Source organism: Methylobacterium sp. GXF4, from assembly GCF_000272495.1.
Taxonomy (GTDB): Bacteria; Pseudomonadota; Alphaproteobacteria; order Rhizobiales; family Beijerinckiaceae; genus Methylobacterium; species Methylobacterium brachiatum.
Genome location: NZ_AKFK01000054.1, coordinates 169,973 through 184,519 on the forward strand (window position 1 = coordinate 169,973; position 14,547 = coordinate 184,519).

Sequence of the window (14,547 nt, forward strand, 5' to 3'; positions counted from 1 at the left end):
TCCCGAAAGGAAGTTCATTCAGAACGGCAGGGCCTTCGGCCTGAACGTCTTATACCACACCGCGATCATCATCCGGGTCAGCGTCACGGCGGTGATGACGGTGGTCAGGATGCCGAGGATGAACACCACGGCGAAGCCCTTCACCGGACCGGAGCCGAGAAAGAACAGGATCAGCGCGGCGATCGCCATGGTCGAGTTCGAGTCGATGATCGTCGCGAAGGCGCGGTCGAACCCGGCCTGGAGCGCGGAGATCAGCGAGCGGCCGGCATGGCTCTCCTCGCGCATGCGCTCGTAGATCAGCACGTTGGAATCCACCGCGGTGCCGATGGTGAGCACGATGCCGGCGATGCCCGGCAGGGTCATGGTCGCCTCCAGCACCGACATCAGGCCCAGGATCAGCCCGACATGGACCATGAGGGCGATGTTGGCGATGAAGCCGAAGGTCCCGTAGGTGGCGAACATGAAGCAGACGACGAGGCCCGCCGCCACCAGGGTCGCGAGCTTGCCGGCCTGGATCGAGTCCCGGCCGAGGCCGGGGCCGACGACGCGGCGCTCGACCACGGTGAACTTCGCCGGCAGGGCACCGGCCCGGAGCAGGACCGACAGGTCGTTGGCCTGCTGAACCGTGAAGTTGCCGGTGATCTGGCCCGAACCGCCGGTGATCGCCGAGCGGATCACGGGGGCCGAGACCACTTCGTTGTCGAGCACGATCGCCATGCGCCGGCCGACATTCTCGGAGGTCGCCTGGCCGAAGCGCTGCGCACCGCGCAGGTTGAATTTGAAGCTGACCATCGGCTCATGCGACTGCTGGTCGAAGGCCGGCTGGGCGTCGGTCAGCTCGCCGCCATCCGCCATGACCCGGCGCTCGACCGGCACCTTGGCGCCCTTTTCGTCCTTGGAGGGCAGCATGTCGACGTCGCCCGAGGGGCTGTCGGCGAGCATGCGGAACTCGAGCTTGGCGGTGGAGCCCAGCAGCTTCTCCAGCCGCTCCGGGTTCTGCTCGCCCGGAACCTGGATCAGGATCCGGTCGGCGCCCTGCTGCTGGATCGAGGGCTCGGTGGTGCCGGTGGAATCGAGCCGGCGGCGGATGACCTCGATGCCCTGGCTGACCGCCCGGCGGGTGCGGTCGGTGATGCCGGCATCGGTGAGCGTCAGGCGGATCACGCCGCCGGGCTGCTCGGTGATGTCGAGGGTGCGGGCAGCAGTCTGGCCGATCGCGCTGGTGATCGGCAGCGACAATTCCTGCAGCTTGGGCAGGACCTTGGCCCTGGCCGCGTCGTCCGCAACCTTCACCTGGACGCCGCGCTGGAGCAGGCCGATGCCGCCGTCGGCGCGGACATTCTCCTGCTGGAGCGTGCGGCGCACGTCGTCGCGCAGCGCCTTGGCCTGGGACGCGATCAGCTCGTTCTGATCGACCTCTAGCAGCAGCTGCGAGCCGCCCTGGAGATCGAGGCCGAGCACGATGCCCCGGGTCGGGACGATCCAGGTCGGGAACCAGGACGGCAGGCTCGCCACGAAGCCCTTGCGCTGCTCGGGCGTGAAGAAGCTCGGGACCGCCAGCATCAGGCCGATCAGGATCGCCGCGAGGGTCGTGATGATCTTCGCACGGGAGAAGCGCAGCATCGGCCGGAATTTTCTCTTTCGGGCCGGCGGGTTACGCCGGCCGCTTCACGGGGGGTGTCAGGCGGCCTTGGCCGGGCCGCCCTTGGCGCGGACCTCGGAGATCATCGTCCGCACGACCCGCACGCGGACGTTCGGGGCGATCTCGACCTCGATCTCGGGCTGGTCGTCCACGGCCTTCACCACGCGCCCGACCAGGCCGCCATTGGTGACGATCGTGTCGTCCCGGCGCACCGCCCGGATCAGCGCCTGGTGGTCCTTGACCCGCTTCTGCTGCGGTCGCAGGATCAGGAAATACATGATCACGAAGATCAGGACGAACGGGATCACCTGAAAGGCGATCTCCGCTCCGCCAGCGGCCGAAGCGGCCCCTTGCGCGAAGGCGGGGGTGATCAACGAGCGTCTCCTGCGATTGGCACGCAGGCCTGCCGCCGGATACGGCGTCCGCAGACCTGTCTGAAAGCGCGCGGACTATAGCCAGGGGCTTCCCGAAAGCAACGCCCCGCGCTCAGGCCGTCACAGCAGGCCGAGCACGGCCGCCGCGAAGGCGTCCGGCGCCTCTTGGGGAACGTTGTGGCCGACCCCCGCGACGATGGCGCGCCGGTAGGGCCCGGTGAAGTGCCGGGCATCGGTATCCTCCGCCGGGGGCGGGCCGACGCCGTCGTCGGCGCCGAGCAGCGCGACCGATGGAACCGTGATCTCCGGCTGGGCCGCCAGGAGAGCCTCGATCTCGACGAGCGCCGGGTCACCGGGGACCAATCCGAAGCGGTGGCGGTAGGAATGGACCACCACTTCCACGAAATCCGGGTTCTCTTCGAAGGATCGGGCGGTGCGGGCGTAGGTTTCGTCGGAGAATTGCCAGGTCGGGGACCAGAGCCGCCATAACAGGGCGCAGAATGACGCGCGGTTGGCCGCAAGCCCGGCGCGGCCGCGCTCGCCGTGGAGATAGTACTGGTACCACAGCCTGTGCTCGACGTCCGGCGGGGCCGGATTGCCCGCGGCCGGGATATTCTGGATGTTGTAGGCCACGCCGCCGCTGACCAGCCCGGCCGCCCGGGCCGGCCAGAGCGCGGCCACCACGCAGGCCGCCCGGCCGCCCCAATCGTAGCCGGCGAGCACGGCCCGCTCGATCCCGAGGGCATCCAGGAAGGCCAGAAGGTCGGCGCCGAGGGCCGCCTGCTCGCCGGAGCGCAGGGTGGCGTCGTCGCGGAACCGGGTCGGCCCGTAGCCCCGCAGATACGGGATCAGGCAGCGTACGCCGTCCGCGGCAAGGCGCTCGGCCACCGCGTCGTAGGCGTGGATGTCGTAGGGGAAGCCGTGGAGCAGCACGGCCGGCTTGCCGTCCGGCGGGCCGACCTCCCGGTAGGCGACGTCGAGTACACCGGCCTGCACGCGCTTCATGGATCACGCCCTCGATGACGACGGCATCCTATACGACCCCCGCGCAATTGCCGCATGCGCTCTTGCCGGCGGCCCGATCCGCCCGACCTTGGGCGCGGTGACGGAACCGGGGGACACGACGCGATGGGCCTGCTCGACGGTGTGAAGACCATGATCGGCGACGTGGTCGCGGCGGCCGACCGGGCGGTCGTGAGCACCGGCAGCGGCAAGCTCGCTTTGGCGCTGGCCAAGTTCTACCCGGGCGGCCTCGTCGCCTTCCTGGACCGGCTGCGCGAGACCGGCCACGGCGAGGCCGTCGAATCCTGGATCGGCCCCGGGGAGAACCGCCCGGTCCCGGTCGAGGCTGTGGCGCGATGCCTGCCGGATGCGGTCACCGAGCGGCTGGCCTACGACCTCAACCTGCCCGCCGGGCGGGTGGCGACGGCACTCGCCGAGTTCCTGCCGGCCGCGGTCGCGGCCCAGAGCGAGGATGGCCGCCTGAAACCCCAGCCGAATTTCAGCACGCAGGTGCGCTGACAAAGAAACGGCGGCCCCTCCCGGGACCGCCGCCTCAAACCGCGTCGTGTCGTCTCAGTTGCTGGCGAGCTGGGACATCGGGTCCACGGGCGAGCCGCCCTTGCGGATCTCGAAGTGCAGCTGCGGCGAGGTCACGTTGCCGGAAGCGCCGGACTTGGCGATGGTCTGGCCGCGCTTGACCTTGTCGCCGGGCTTCACGTCGATCTCGCCGTTATGGGCGTAGGCCGAGACGAAGCCGTTGGCGTGGCGCACCAGAACCAGCTTGCCGTAGCCCTTCACGTCCGAGCCGGCATAGGCCACGGTGCCTTCCTCGGCGGCCTTGACCGGCGTGCCTTCCGGCACCGCGATGTTGATGCCCTCGTTGCCGGAGGTGCCGTAGCCCGAGATCACCCGGCCCTTGGCGGGCCAGCGGAAGCTCTCCGACGGGGTCGCGTCGGCGACGGACCCGGTGGCGGCGGGCTCGGGCTTGGCGGGCGCCGCGGCGGCGACCGGCTTCGGCGTCTCCTTGACGGCGACCTTCTCGGGCTTCTCGGCGGCGGCGGCCTTCTGGGCCGCCTCCTTGGCGGCCTTCGCCTCGGCGAGCTTCTGGGCGGCCTCGGCCTTCGCGGCCGCCTTGGCCTCGGCCTTGGCTTCCTGGGCCTTCGCCTCGGCCTTGGCCTTCGCGTCCGCCTTCGGATCGGCCTTCTTCTCGTCCGCCTTGGCGACCTGGCCGGGGCGGACATTCTGCTTCTTGTCGGCCTCCTTCACGGACGCCTCCTTGCGGGACTTCTCGTCCGCGGCCTTGCGGGCGGCGGTATCCCGGGCGAGCGCCTCCTTGCGGTCCGCTTCCTTCTCGGCGGCGGCGCGCTTGGCGGTCTCCTTGGCTTCCTCGCGCTTGGCCTCCTCACGCTTGGCGGCCTCCTTGGCCTCCTCGCGCTTCGAGGCGACCTTGGCCTCCACCTGGCGCGCATCCTCGCGCTTCTCCTCGGCGGCCCGGGCCGGACGCGCGGTCATCGGGGCGGCGGCCGGGTTCAGACCGGAGGCGTTGTAGACCGGGATCACGATCTGCCGGCCGGGGGTGATCTGGCTGGCATTGGACAGGCCGTTGGCCGACAGGATCGCGGAGGCGGGCACCCCGAAGCGCGTCGACATCTGGTTCAGGCTGTCGTTCTTCGACACGGTGATCTGCGTACCGCCCTGCGCGCTCCAGCCGGGGGTGCCGGTGGAGGCGACGCGGGTGGCCGGCGCGGCCGCCGGGGTCGGGGCCGGGATCGCCGTGGCGGCCGGGCGGGGAGCCGCACCGGGGGCGCCGAGCGCCTCGGACTGGATCCGGCCCGTGCGAATCGCCGGCGCCGGCTTGAGGCCGCCCTCCGGCAGGCTGCCGGTGGCGGCAGGCTCCGACGAGAAGGGGTTGGAGAATGGGTTGCTCAGGCGCGATGCGTCCGAGGAACAGGCGGCGGCACCGCCGCCGATGATGCCGATGAGGGCGACGCGCGACAGCGTCCGTAACCCTCGACCCGTACCACGCACCCGCATCGACGCACCCGTTTGCCTGACGCAACTTGATGCCCCAATGAAGACGGATTCAGGTTAAGCAACCGTTCCCGTCCGGCATATCCATGACGCCGCCGCGCTCTGTTCGACAGGTCGTCAAAGTCTTCGCGGGATGAAACGCGGGGGTATGACCGTGCCTTTCCCGGCCCGGCCGCGACCCCACATCGCAACGATGTTTACCATTCGCGCCACCCGCGACAGCCTCGCCGACCTGCCCCGGATCGAGACCGCGCGCCTGTCGATCGCGGCGTTGCGGCCCGAGGATGCCCAGGATCTGCGCCGGCTCACCGATGACCCGGCGATCACCGCGGCGGTCGATTTCCTGCCGGCTCCGTTCACGGTGCGCGATGCCGAGCAGTTGATCCGCAGCGGCGCGCGCGGCCACGACCGTTTCCTCGGGGCCTGGGCGCGCCCCGCGGGGGCGCCTGAGACGGGCACGGGGACCTCCCCGGACCCGGCCGGGCCCGACCTCGTCGGCGTGGTCGGCACCCATTTGCGCGGCCCCGGGGCGATCGAGATCGGCTACTGGATCGGCGGAGCGGCGCGCGGGCGCGGCTACGCCTTCGAGGCGGTCTCGGCGATCATCGGGCTTCTCGTCCGGCGTTTCCCGGCGCGGATCATCGTGGCGGAATGCCGCCCCGGCAACGTCGCCTCCTGGGGGCTGCTTCAGAAGCTCGGCTTCCGCGACACCGGGGAGGAGGGGCATCGTCCCGGCCGACGCCTGCTCCGGAGGAGCTGAGCGGCACTCGGCGCGATCACGCCGGCCCGGCGGGCAGCCTCCCGGCCGGTGCCGTCAATTCGCGGCCTGCGCCGCCTCGGCGGGCGCCGCCGCGACGGGCTTTTGCCGACGCTTCTTCTTGTGGCCGTCGACCCTGATCGTCCGCTCATCCTCGGACACGCGCTCGACCAGGGCGAAGCCGTGCAGCTCGGCGAGGCAGGCCAGATCCTTCGAGTGCTCCTCGGTCAAGGCGTAGAAGGCGGCCCGCACGATATCCTTCTTGGTCGCATCGGGATGCTTCTCGCGGACGGCCGCGCGCAACGCCTTCGGCGTCATGCCGGGCGCGGCGACACTCCGCAACGTGTCCGACAAAGCCTTGATCTGCGGCATTTCCAAATGTCCTCAACCCACTCATGCACAATAGGCAAAGGACAATACGTGACTCCGCGCCCGCATCGCAAGTTCCGCGCGCTCAGCGACGCGGATGAACCGTTCGATCATCAGAGATCTACGTCAAGACATCTATCAGGATAGAGATATTCTATATTTGAACTCACAGAGGAAACCGGAATTCGACCCGGTCCGCGCGAGGCATGCGCATTTGTCTTCGCGCATGAAAAAACCCCCGGGCGGCTGCCCGGGGGTCGTCGAAAAGCCCGGCCCGGAGGCCGGTCCGGAGAATCGGATCAGAACGTGATGCCGGTCTCGACCATGTAGCGGTCCTGCGAGGTGCGGTTGCCGTAGCGGCCGAAGCCGGTACCGGGCGCGATCGTCCCGCCGTCCAGGACGGACGCGCGCGTGATGCCGCCGAGCTCGACATGGGCGTATTCGACCCGGAAGAAGTAGCGGTCGAACGTGAAGGTCGGCGTGACGGTCACCGAGAAGGCGTTGCTGCCGGGGCCGAAGCCGAGCAGGTTGGGGGTGGTCCCGCCGCGCACGCCGGTCTGCTCGGTGTACTCGACGCGCCCGGCCAGGGAGAAGATGTCGTTGAAGGAGTAGGCGGCCAGAAGGGCGCCGCCGTAGGTCGACGCGCTGCTCGTGATCCCGACGCGCTCATCCCGCTCGACATTGGTGAACTGGAAGTAGGGCGAGACGATCCACGGGCCGTTCGCGTAGGTGTAGTTGATGTTGAAGATGCCGCTATTCTGCTGGAAGTTCGGGGTGGCGAACTGGTAGCGCGGGCTGCGGTCGAGGGCGTTGGTGCGGCCGAGGTTGAGGCCGCCGTTCACGCCGATCGTGTTGTAGTCGTCGAGCTTGTAGGCGACGTTGCCGGTCAGCCAGCTGATCTCGTTGGAGAAGAAGCCGTCGGTGCCGGCGAGCGAGACCGAGAGCGGGCCGCTGCTGTAATTGACCTGCACGCCGTGGTTGATGAAGTTCTCCTGCACGAACAGGAGGCCGCGGTTGATGTTCAGGTTCTGGTAGGTGAACAGCAGCTCCGTGCCGATCAGGGTGAACATCCGCCCGCCCTGGACCGACCATTCATCGTTGATCTGGATCCGGCCGAAGGCCACCGGGACCGGTCCGAACAGCAGATCGGTCTGGGTGAACGTCCCGAGGGTCGGGAAGCCGAGCTGCGGGATCGAGTAGGCGCCCGCCTGAACGTAGAACTGGAACGCGCCTTCGGGCTTCTGGATGATGCCCTGGAGATTCGAGAAGTCGACTCGCGCCGAGCGGTCCCGGTCGTTCGGGGCGGCGGGCGTCGAGAACGACGCGAACGGGTTGGTCTGGGTGTAGGCGTAACCGGTCACGGCGCCGCCGACATAGAGATCCCCCAGCGGGCCGGCCGAGAAGCAGGTCGGGTTCGGGTTGGCCTTGATGACGCCGCCATAGGCCGGGCCGATCAGCGTGGCCTTGCAGGGCTCGGCCGGGGGCGGCACGGGCACGGGGGTGGGGGCTTGCAGGTCGGCCGCGAGGATGCCGGTCGAGGAGAGCAGCACGGTGGCCAAGCCGGCCAGGGTGGATCGCTTCAGCATGATGTCGCAGCTCGCTGGAATTGGTTCCCGGTCAAGCTGACACCGGCCCGCCGATGACACAAAAGCAAACAAATGGCACTTGCCTAGTTTTTAGTCATTCTTGCAGGGCCGCCGCGGGTCTGCAGAGAAATGTGGCTTTGTCGCCACAACAGCTTGCCCAGCGCCTGCGCGAAACGTCTTAAGGAAGTGCGACGCCGGCGCGAACTCGGCCCAATAGTGACGAATCAATCCCGCGGGCCGATCGGATCGCAGCGAAACCCGCCGAACTCCCCGCGGGCCAGGCGCTGAGCTAGAGCCGGCAAGAACAGCAGCGCCTCCTCGGCGAGGCGCCAGGGCGGATTGACCACGATCAAGCCGCTGCCGCACAGCCGCGTCGGGTCGTCCGGCCGGTCGATCAGCAGGTCGAGGCGCAGGGCCGGGCGGGGCAGGGCGGCGTCGAGGTCCCGGACCATGCGGTCGATCGCGGCCGCATCCTTGATCGGGTACCAGGCCAGGAACAGGCCGGTCGGCCATTTAGCCACCGCCCGGGCGAGGTGGGTCCCGAGCCGCTCGATCTCGCCCGGCACTTCGTAGGGCGGGTCGATCAGCACCAGGCCGCGCCGCTCCGGGGGCGGGATCTGAGCGTTCACCGCCGTCCAGCCGTCGAGGCTCAGGACCTTGGTGCGCCCGTCGCACTCGTAGCGCTCCCGCAGGGTCGCGGCGTCCTCCGGGTGGAGCTCGACGAACACGCCCTTGTCGCCGGGCCGCAGGGCCTCGCGGATCACCGCGGGCGAGCCGGGATAGGCGGTGGCGCCGTAGCGGGCCTGCACCGCCGCCACCGCCTCCCGGTAGGGCGCGAGCAGCGCCTCGATTTCGGGCGCGAAGGGTTCGCCCATGCGGCCCCAGCCGTCCCGCCACTCGCCGGTGCGGGAGGCCTCGTCGGCGGTCAGGTCGTAGACGCCCAGGCCCGCGAAGGCGTCGAGCGCCCGGAACGGCTTGTCCTTGAGGCAGAGATGGGCGAGCACCCGCGCCAGGACGAGGTGCTTGAGCACGTCGGCATGGTTGCCGGCGTGGAAGGCGTGCCGATAGTTCATGGCGTCGCCGTCAAGCGGATCCCGCGGCCCGGGTCCAGCCTCGAACCGCGAAAACGGTCAAAAAAGTCAGCGGGCGGCGTCGAGGGTGATTTCGGGCGCGCGGCAATTGCCGCGGGCGACCTCGGGGCAGGGGGTGAAGCCGCGTAGGTCCTTGGAGAAGCAGATCCGCACCTCCTGCAGCTGCCCGCGGGTGCAGGTCACCGCCATCATGTCCGGGCGCAGGCCGCGATTGGCGGCGACGAATTGCCGGGCGATCTCGATCGGCGCCAGGCTCTGCGGGGCGCCGCCCCCCTTCAGGCCGTCGGGAATGGTCACGGCGAGGCGCGCGTCGCGGGCGGCCTGGAAGTAGCGGGCCGGGTCGAGGCCGGAGCAGGTGCCGTGGGCGCGCCATTCGTGCCGGGCGAGGCCCTCGCTCGGATAGACCTGGCCGGCCACCTCGAGCGCCTGCCGGGTCGGCGCCCGCTCCACCGCGGAGCAGTTCTGCGGGTAGCCGCGGGTGTATTGCGGCCAGAGCCCGTGCACCACGAAGCCGAGGCCGCGGCCGGGGGTGCATTGCACGTCGTTGCGCCGCTCGCCGACGCCGGCGCAGTAGGTCGGCGACCACGACAGGGCCAGCACGTAGAAATCGAACGCGCCCGGCTCGCCCCGGCGGCTGAAGCCGCCATAATCCTGGGCGGCGGCCGGCCCCGCGAGCAGCAGGCCGGCCAGGCAGGCGGCGCGGACGCGCATGATCAGGGCCGCGCCATCCGGCAGGCGGTGGCGTAGGCGTAGGCCAGGTCGCGGTCGAGGCCGTGGACGCAGAACTCCACGCCCCAGGTCGCCCCGATGATGCCGAGGCTCTCGCGGACCGAGTAATCGACCTTGCGGCGCACGCCGTCCGACGTGGTGACGGTGGCCGAGCAGAACCGGCGCGGATAGGTGTCCAGGCCCCAGGGCCGCCAGGCGGTGCGCTCGATCGTGTCGAAGGACCGGATCGTCATCGACGAATTCCAGTACTTCGCCTCCTTCTCGGCGAAGTTGGTCGAGACCCGCTCCAGGACGCTCGGATCCTGGCAGCCCGGGATCTGGGCGTCGAACGGGAAGATCCGCTCCTCGGCGGGCTCGATATCCTCCCGGGCCGAGCGGGCCAGAGCCGGCTGAGCGACGGAGAGGAGGGCCAGCCCGAGGGCCAGGCTGTGAAGGATCGGGCGCATGGCGCGTGCCTCGGCGGGGGTGCTGTCCTGCATGCGCGAGACGATGGCCCCGCCAGGGCGCCAGTCAAGCTCCCGCATGCAAACAGGCACGCTTTAGCCGATCTGTGCGGCTCGGCCGCTACAGGTCCGGGCCTCTTTTCGAGTCGCCGAAAACCGACCGTCTCAGTAGATCGGCCCCGTGCTCGGCGGCGGCGCGCCGAGCTGCAGCGGCTCGTCGTAATCCTGTGCCGGCTCCTCAGGGGCGGCGGCGACCCGGGGGGCGGGGCGGACCGGCGGCGCGGCGGTGTAGGCCGAGGCCGCGGGCAGGCGGGTCGGGGCGCGGGCGACCTGGGTCGGGCTCGCGGCCTTCGACATCGGCGCGACGCCGTAGGGATCGTCCTCCTCGATATCCACCGGGGCCTGCGGGGCGGCCGGCTGGCGTGGCGGCGGCAGCGGGCGCGACAGGGGCCGCTCGGCCCCGGTCCCGAGCTGGGGCGTGAACTTGATCAGCGGCTGGCAGATCCGCTTGAGGCCGCGCGGGTCGTGCCGGGCGAGGTCGACATGGATGTGGTCGTAGTGGAACACGTTCGAGCCCGGGGCCAGCACCGTGGTGAAGCGCTGGCAGGCGCCCAGGAAGATCTCGCGCAGGAAGCCCTGCTCGGCCTCCGTCCCGCGCCAGCCGCCCTTGATCGTGATGACGTGGCCGTCGGCGAGCTTGATCGACATCACGTCGATCGCGTTGCCGAAGCCGTGCTCGGAGAGCTTGGCGCCGGGCTGGTTATTGCGCCCCCGGCAGGAATAGGAACCGGCATTGATCTCGGCCACCGGGACGCCGAAATACAGGTTCGCGGCGGGTTGGATCGTGTCGGCGAGCCAGGCCTCGGCCTCGGCGAGCGCCGGGCAGCCCAGCGTCATCCGCTGCTTCATCACCACCGTGCCGCCGGCGAGCCGCGTCACCCGGAAGGGCTGCTGCATGCCGCAGGGGCCGGGCCCGTCCATCGCCGCGATCGGCGTGATGAACTCGGTCGGCTCGACCAGTTTCTTCGCCAGGCAGACTTGCTCCGCCTGGTCGCGCCACGGGTCGCGCCGCTCGAACCGGTTGATCGAGCAAGCGGTGAGCCCCGCGCCGAACAGCGCCAGGGCGGAGAACAGGGATACGCCACGCCACATGACCCAGACGATGCGCACGGTCGCGTAAAGCGTTCGTCAACGCCGATTCGCGAATGGCCCGGCCTGTGGCCTTCGAGAACCGCCCCCGGTCGCCATGCGGTCGGGGGCGGTTCTCAACCCTCGATGTCACGCGCTCGCCGAGGCCGAACCGGCCTCCACTTCGGCGGCGAGCGCTTGAGTTGACAGCGACCCGGCCTGGGGACTGAATACAGTATGCTGTCAATCCTCGACCTCCGCGCCCGCATCGAAGCCGGCACCCTGACGCCCGCGGGCGCGATCGACCTGTGCCGCGCGGCCCTCGCCGCGCGGGAGCCGGAGCTGCGGGCGCTGGTCACCCTGGACGACGACCCGGCCATCCCGGATTCCGGGCCGCTCGCCGGCATCGCGGTCGGCGTGAAGGACATCATCGACAGCGCCGGCCTGCCGACCCAGATGGGCTCCGCGCTCTATGAAGGCTGGCGGCCCCGGGGCGATTCCGCGGTGGTGGCGCGCTTGAAGGGCCTCGGCGCGGTGGCCCTGGCCAAGACCACCACCACGGCGTTTGCCAGCAGCGACCCGACCGAGACGGTCAACCCGCACGATCCCGGCCACAGCCCGGGCGGATCCTCGGCGGGCTCGGCCGCCGCGGTGGGGGCGGGGCTGCTGCCCCTCGCGCTCGGCACCCAGACGGCGGGCTCGGTGATCCGGCCGGCGAGCTATTGCGGCTGCGCGGCGGTGAAGCCGTCCTTCCGGCTGATCCCGACGGTCGGGGTGAAGACCTATTCCTGGGCGCTCGACACGGTCGGCCTGTTCGCGGCCGGTGTCGCGGATGTCGCCCACGCCCTGGCGCTGGTCACCGGCCGCCCGGAGATCGCCCGGTGCGAGCCCGGCTCGGCGCCGCGCATCGGCCTCGTGCGGCAGGATTTCGCCGAGGCGCCGGAGCCGGAAGCCGAGGCCGCCCTGGCCCGCGCCCGGCAGGCGGCCGAGCGGTCGGGGGCGCAGGTCACCGACCTCGCGCTGCCGCCGGAGCTGGCACTCGCCTGGGAGCGCCACCGGATCATCCAGAACTACGAGGGCCGGCTGGCTTTGGCCTGGGAGTACGATTCGCATCGCGACGCCCTGCCGCCGCGGGTCCGGGAGCATCTCGATGCCGGCGCGGCGATCGCGGCGGCGGAATACGACGATGCCCGCCGCCATGCCCACCGGGCCCGCCGGGTGCTCAAGGGCCTGTTCTCCGAGTACGACGCGATCCTGACCTTCTCGGCCCCGGGCCCGGCCCCAGCGACCCTGGCCTCCACGGGCGATCCGCGCTTCAACCAGCTCTGGACCCTGATGGGCGTGCCTTGCGTGAACGTGCCGGTGCCGGGCGAGCGCCTGCCGGTGGGCGTGCAGGTGATCGGCCGCTTCGGCGACGACGGCCGGGCGCTGGCGGTGGCCCGGATGATCGAGGACGCCCTGCGCGGCTGACGGGGAGCCGGCGCCGCGCGCACGTCCGAAACCCGCCTCCGCTCACAGCTCGGGAAACTCCTTGGCGACGTGGTCGATGAGGGCCCGTACGGCGGGCGGCAGGCCGCGCCGGGTCGTGAAGACGAGATGGACGATGCCGTCCTTGCTCCGCCAGTCCTGGAAGATGCGGACCAGCTTGCCGGAGGCCACATGCGCCGCGCAGGCATGGTCGGGCAGGAAGGCGACGCCCAGCCCGTCCGCGGCCGCGTCGCAGAGGACGGCGTAATCGGCGCAGGTCATGCGCGGCTCGTGGCGCAGCACATGCACGGCCCCGTCGTCGCGCTCGAGGGTCCAGGTGACTTCGCCCGCCTCGTCGTTGGTGCCGAGCGTCGCGAAGGACGCGAGATCCGCGATGTCGGCGCCGAGCTGGCTCGCGGTCTGGGGGCTGGCGACGAGTATCCAGCGCGAGTTGCCGAGCACGCGCAGGGTGAGGGAGGCGTCGCTCGTCAGCGCGCGGCGAACGCGCAGGGCGAGGTCGACCCGCTCCTCGATGAGATCGACCGCCCGATCCGTCACGACAAGCTGGAGCTGGACCTTCGGGTAACGGGCGAGGAAGCCGCGCGCGATCGCGGATATCACCTTCGCCAGATTCGCCGGGCAGCTCATCCGGATGCGGCCATGCGGCTCGGCCTGTGCCTCGGCGACGAGCGCCTCAGCCCGCTCCGCCTCCAGCATCATCGCGCGGCAGCGCTCGTAGAAGCTCTGCCCGACCTCGGTGACGCGGAAGCGGCGGCTGGAGCGCTCGATCAGCCGCACACCGAGCCGCGCCTCCAGCGCCGAGATGCGGCGGCTGAGCTTCGATTTGGGCTCGCGAAGCGCCCGGCCGGCCGCGGCATAGCCGCCATGGGCCACCACCTCCGCGAAGTAGACGTAGTCGTTGAGATTGTGGCGCATCATCGTTCCTTGAATGGAACGCTAAGTGCCGGATTTGCCCTCTGCAAGGATCATCGTTGTCGGCGAATCTCTCTCGGCATCGGCCGCCGCGCCGCTGAACCGAAGGGAACGACGATGACCAACCGATTTGAGAACAAGGTGGTGGTGGTGACCGGCGCCACGAGCGGCATCGGTCTCGCGACCGCCAAGGCCTTCTCGCAGGAAGGCGCGTCCGTCTTCATCACCGGACGCCGTCAGGATGCGCTGGACGCGGCCGTCACGGCGATCGGCGGTCGCGTGACAGGCGTGCGCGGCGACATGGCGACCTTCGCCGACATCGACCGCCTCTACGATGCGGTCCAGCAGAAGCACGCGCAGATCGATGTCGTCTTCGCCAATGCGGGTGGCGGCGGGTTCGCCCCGCTCGGTGCCATCACCGAGGAACAGTTCGACCAGACCTTCGACACCAACGTGAAGGGCACGCTCTTCACCGTCCAGAAAGCCCTTCCGCTCTTGAAGGATGGCGGCGCGATCGTGCTGACCGGCTCGACCGCGGGCATCGAGGGGACGCCCGCCTTCAGCGTCTACTCGGCCAGCAAGGCGGCGGTGCGCAACTTCGCCCGCAGCTGGATCCTCGACCTCAAGGATCGCGGCATCCGCGTCAACGTCGTCAGCCCCGGCGCGACGCGCACGCCGGGCCTCGTCGGCCTGGCCGGCGAGGATGTGGAGAAGCAGCAGGGCCTTCTCGACGCCCTGGGCTCGCGGATCCCGCTCGGGCGGGTCGGTGAGCCGGAAGAGATCGCCAAGGTGGTTCTCTTCCTGGCTTCGGACGCGGCGAGCTTCGTCAACGGCGCCGAGTTCTTCGTCGACGGCGGCCAAGCGCAGGTCTGACCGAACCGGGCGAGGCCCGGGGCGATCGCGCCCACTGGTCCGGTCGCCGGCTCCACCGAGCGGCTCCAACCCACGCTAGGCATCCCGGAAGGGGTCCTGGCGCGGCCGCTGCCCGCGTCCCC

15 protein-coding genes are annotated in these 14,547 nt (G+C 70.4%); 4 read left to right on the plus strand and 11 right to left on the minus strand.

Translation table 11 applies throughout. The features are described from left to right. Positions 1 to 18 precede the first annotated feature (18 nt). The 3 genes from secD to WYO_RS11570 all read right to left on the minus strand — a co-directional run bounded on the left by secD (position 19) and on the right by WYO_RS11570 (position 3,021). Positions 19 to 1,623: a protein translocase subunit SecD gene (gene secD / locus WYO_RS11560; protein WP_007562492.1), complete on the minus strand. Its 1,605-nt coding sequence runs from the start codon at positions 1,621 to 1,623 to the stop codon at positions 19 to 21. Positions 1,624 to 1,680: 57 nt separating this feature from the next. Next, positions 1,681 to 2,016, minus strand: a complete 336-nt coding sequence (gene yajC / locus WYO_RS11565; protein WP_007562493.1) for a preprotein translocase subunit YajC — start codon at positions 2,014 to 2,016, stop codon at positions 1,681 to 1,683. 120 nt (positions 2,017 to 2,136) lie between these two features. Continuing rightward, positions 2,137 to 3,021, minus strand: coding sequence for an alpha/beta hydrolase (locus WYO_RS11570; RefSeq protein WP_007562495.1), 885 nt, complete (start codon positions 3,019 to 3,021; stop codon positions 2,137 to 2,139). 54 nt (positions 3,022 to 3,075) lie between these two features. Here WYO_RS11570 and WYO_RS11575 point away from each other — a divergent pair, with 54 nt between their 5' ends. Then, positions 3,076 to 3,537 (plus strand): YidB family protein, encoded by a 462-nt coding sequence (locus WYO_RS11575; protein WP_268868725.1) that lies wholly within the window; start codon positions 3,076 to 3,078, stop codon positions 3,535 to 3,537. Between the two features lie 54 nt (positions 3,538 to 3,591). Here the strand turns inward: WYO_RS11575 and WYO_RS11580 are convergent, their stop codons facing one another. After that, positions 3,592 to 5,052: a peptidoglycan DD-metalloendopeptidase family protein gene (locus WYO_RS11580; RefSeq protein WP_007562499.1), complete on the minus strand. Its 1,461-nt coding sequence runs from the start codon at positions 5,050 to 5,052 to the stop codon at positions 3,592 to 3,594. 190 nt (positions 5,053 to 5,242) lie between these two features. On the opposite strand from WYO_RS11580, the gene WYO_RS11585 reads away from it, so the two are divergent. Continuing rightward, positions 5,243 to 5,809, plus strand: coding sequence for a GNAT family N-acetyltransferase (locus WYO_RS11585; protein ID WP_007562500.1), 567 nt, complete (start codon positions 5,243 to 5,245; stop codon positions 5,807 to 5,809). 54 nt (positions 5,810 to 5,863) lie between these two features. On the opposite strand, the gene WYO_RS11590 is transcribed toward WYO_RS11585, so the two are convergent. The 6 genes from WYO_RS11590 to WYO_RS11615 form a co-directional block, all read right to left on the minus strand. Further along, positions 5,864 to 6,178 (minus strand): hypothetical protein, encoded by a 315-nt coding sequence (locus WYO_RS11590; RefSeq protein WP_007562502.1) that lies wholly within the window; start codon positions 6,176 to 6,178, stop codon positions 5,864 to 5,866. 296 nt (positions 6,179 to 6,474) lie between these two features. Beyond that, positions 6,475 to 7,761: a porin gene (locus WYO_RS11595; RefSeq protein ID WP_007562504.1), complete on the minus strand. Its 1,287-nt coding sequence runs from the start codon at positions 7,759 to 7,761 to the stop codon at positions 6,475 to 6,477. 224 nt (positions 7,762 to 7,985) lie between these two features. Next, on the minus strand, positions 7,986 to 8,834 hold the full coding sequence (gene rlmJ, locus WYO_RS11600; protein ID WP_007562506.1) for a 23S rRNA (adenine(2030)-N(6))-methyltransferase RlmJ: 849 nt from the start codon (positions 8,832 to 8,834) through the stop codon (positions 7,986 to 7,988). A 66-nt stretch (positions 8,835 to 8,900) separates the two neighbouring features. Then, a complete protein-coding gene (locus WYO_RS11605) occupies positions 8,901 to 9,563 on the minus strand; it encodes a ribonuclease T2 (RefSeq protein ID WP_007562508.1) in 663 nt (220 codons plus the stop codon). 2 nt (positions 9,564 to 9,565) lie between these two features. Continuing rightward, positions 9,566 to 10,027 carry a hypothetical protein gene (locus WYO_RS11610; RefSeq protein WP_007562510.1) on the minus strand — a complete coding sequence of 154 codons (462 nt, stop codon included), beginning with the start codon at positions 10,025 to 10,027 and terminating at the stop codon, positions 9,566 to 9,568. Between the two features lie 162 nt (positions 10,028 to 10,189). Next, complete coding sequence (locus WYO_RS11615) at positions 10,190 to 11,176, minus strand: extensin family protein (protein WP_039902770.1); 987 nt, start codon at positions 11,174 to 11,176, stop codon at positions 10,190 to 10,192. Positions 11,177 to 11,389: 213 nt separating this feature from the next. Here WYO_RS11615 and WYO_RS11620 point away from each other — a divergent pair, with 213 nt between their 5' ends. Next, complete coding sequence (locus tag WYO_RS11620; protein WP_007562514.1) at positions 11,390 to 12,622, plus strand: amidase; 1,233 nt, start codon at positions 11,390 to 11,392, stop codon at positions 12,620 to 12,622. Between the two features lie 42 nt (positions 12,623 to 12,664). Here WYO_RS11620 and WYO_RS11625 read toward each other — a convergent pair whose 3' ends face one another. Then, positions 12,665 to 13,558, minus strand: a complete 894-nt coding sequence (locus WYO_RS11625; protein ID WP_039902726.1) for a LysR substrate-binding domain-containing protein — start codon at positions 13,556 to 13,558, stop codon at positions 12,665 to 12,667. A gap of 111 nt (positions 13,559 to 13,669) precedes the next feature. On the opposite strand from WYO_RS11625, the gene WYO_RS11630 reads away from it, so the two are divergent. Then, positions 13,670 to 14,425 (plus strand): glucose 1-dehydrogenase, encoded by a 756-nt coding sequence (locus WYO_RS11630; protein WP_007562524.1) that lies wholly within the window; start codon positions 13,670 to 13,672, stop codon positions 14,423 to 14,425. The last annotated feature ends 122 nt before the right edge of the window (positions 14,426 to 14,547 follow it).

What these genes read in the sequence shown, in the direction of transcription:
- secD (WP_007562492.1), bottom strand. Translation starts at nt 1,623, where the DNA reads ATGCTGCGCTTCTCCCGTGCGAAGATCATCACGACCCTCGCGGCGATC.
- WYO_RS11620 (WP_007562514.1), top strand. Translation starts at nt 11,390, where the DNA reads ATGCTGTCAATCCTCGACCTCCGCGCCCGCATCGAAGCCGGCACCCTG.
- WYO_RS11595 (WP_007562504.1), bottom strand. Translation starts at nt 7,761, where the DNA reads ATGCTGAAGCGATCCACCCTGGCCGGCTTGGCCACCGTGCTGCTCTCC.
- WYO_RS11615 (WP_039902770.1), bottom strand. Translation starts at nt 11,176, where the DNA reads ATGTGGCGTGGCGTATCCCTGTTCTCCGCCCTGGCGCTGTTCGGCGCG.
- WYO_RS11590 (WP_007562502.1), bottom strand. Translation starts at nt 6,178, where the DNA reads ATGCCGCAGATCAAGGCTTTGTCGGACACGTTGCGGAGTGTCGCCGCG.
- WYO_RS11585 (WP_007562500.1), top strand. Translation starts at nt 5,243, where the DNA reads ATGTTTACCATTCGCGCCACCCGCGACAGCCTCGCCGACCTGCCCCGG.
- WYO_RS11570 (WP_007562495.1), bottom strand. Translation starts at nt 3,021, where the DNA reads ATGAAGCGCGTGCAGGCCGGTGTACTCGACGTCGCCTACCGGGAGGTC.
- WYO_RS11630 (WP_007562524.1), top strand. Translation starts at nt 13,670, where the DNA reads ATGACCAACCGATTTGAGAACAAGGTGGTGGTGGTGACCGGCGCCACG.
- WYO_RS11605 (WP_007562508.1), bottom strand. Translation starts at nt 9,563, where the DNA reads ATGCGCGTCCGCGCCGCCTGCCTGGCCGGCCTGCTGCTCGCGGGGCCG.
- rlmJ (WP_007562506.1), bottom strand. Translation starts at nt 8,834, where the DNA reads ATGAACTATCGGCACGCCTTCCACGCCGGCAACCATGCCGACGTGCTC.
- WYO_RS11625 (WP_039902726.1), bottom strand. Translation starts at nt 13,558, where the DNA reads ATGATGCGCCACAATCTCAACGACTACGTCTACTTCGCGGAGGTGGTG.
- WYO_RS11580 (WP_007562499.1), bottom strand. Translation starts at nt 5,052, where the DNA reads ATGCGGGTGCGTGGTACGGGTCGAGGGTTACGGACGCTGTCGCGCGTC.
- WYO_RS11610 (WP_007562510.1), bottom strand. Translation starts at nt 10,027, where the DNA reads ATGCGCCCGATCCTTCACAGCCTGGCCCTCGGGCTGGCCCTCCTCTCC.
- WYO_RS11575 (WP_268868725.1), top strand. Translation starts at nt 3,076, where the DNA reads ATGCGCTCTTGCCGGCGGCCCGATCCGCCCGACCTTGGGCGCGGTGAC.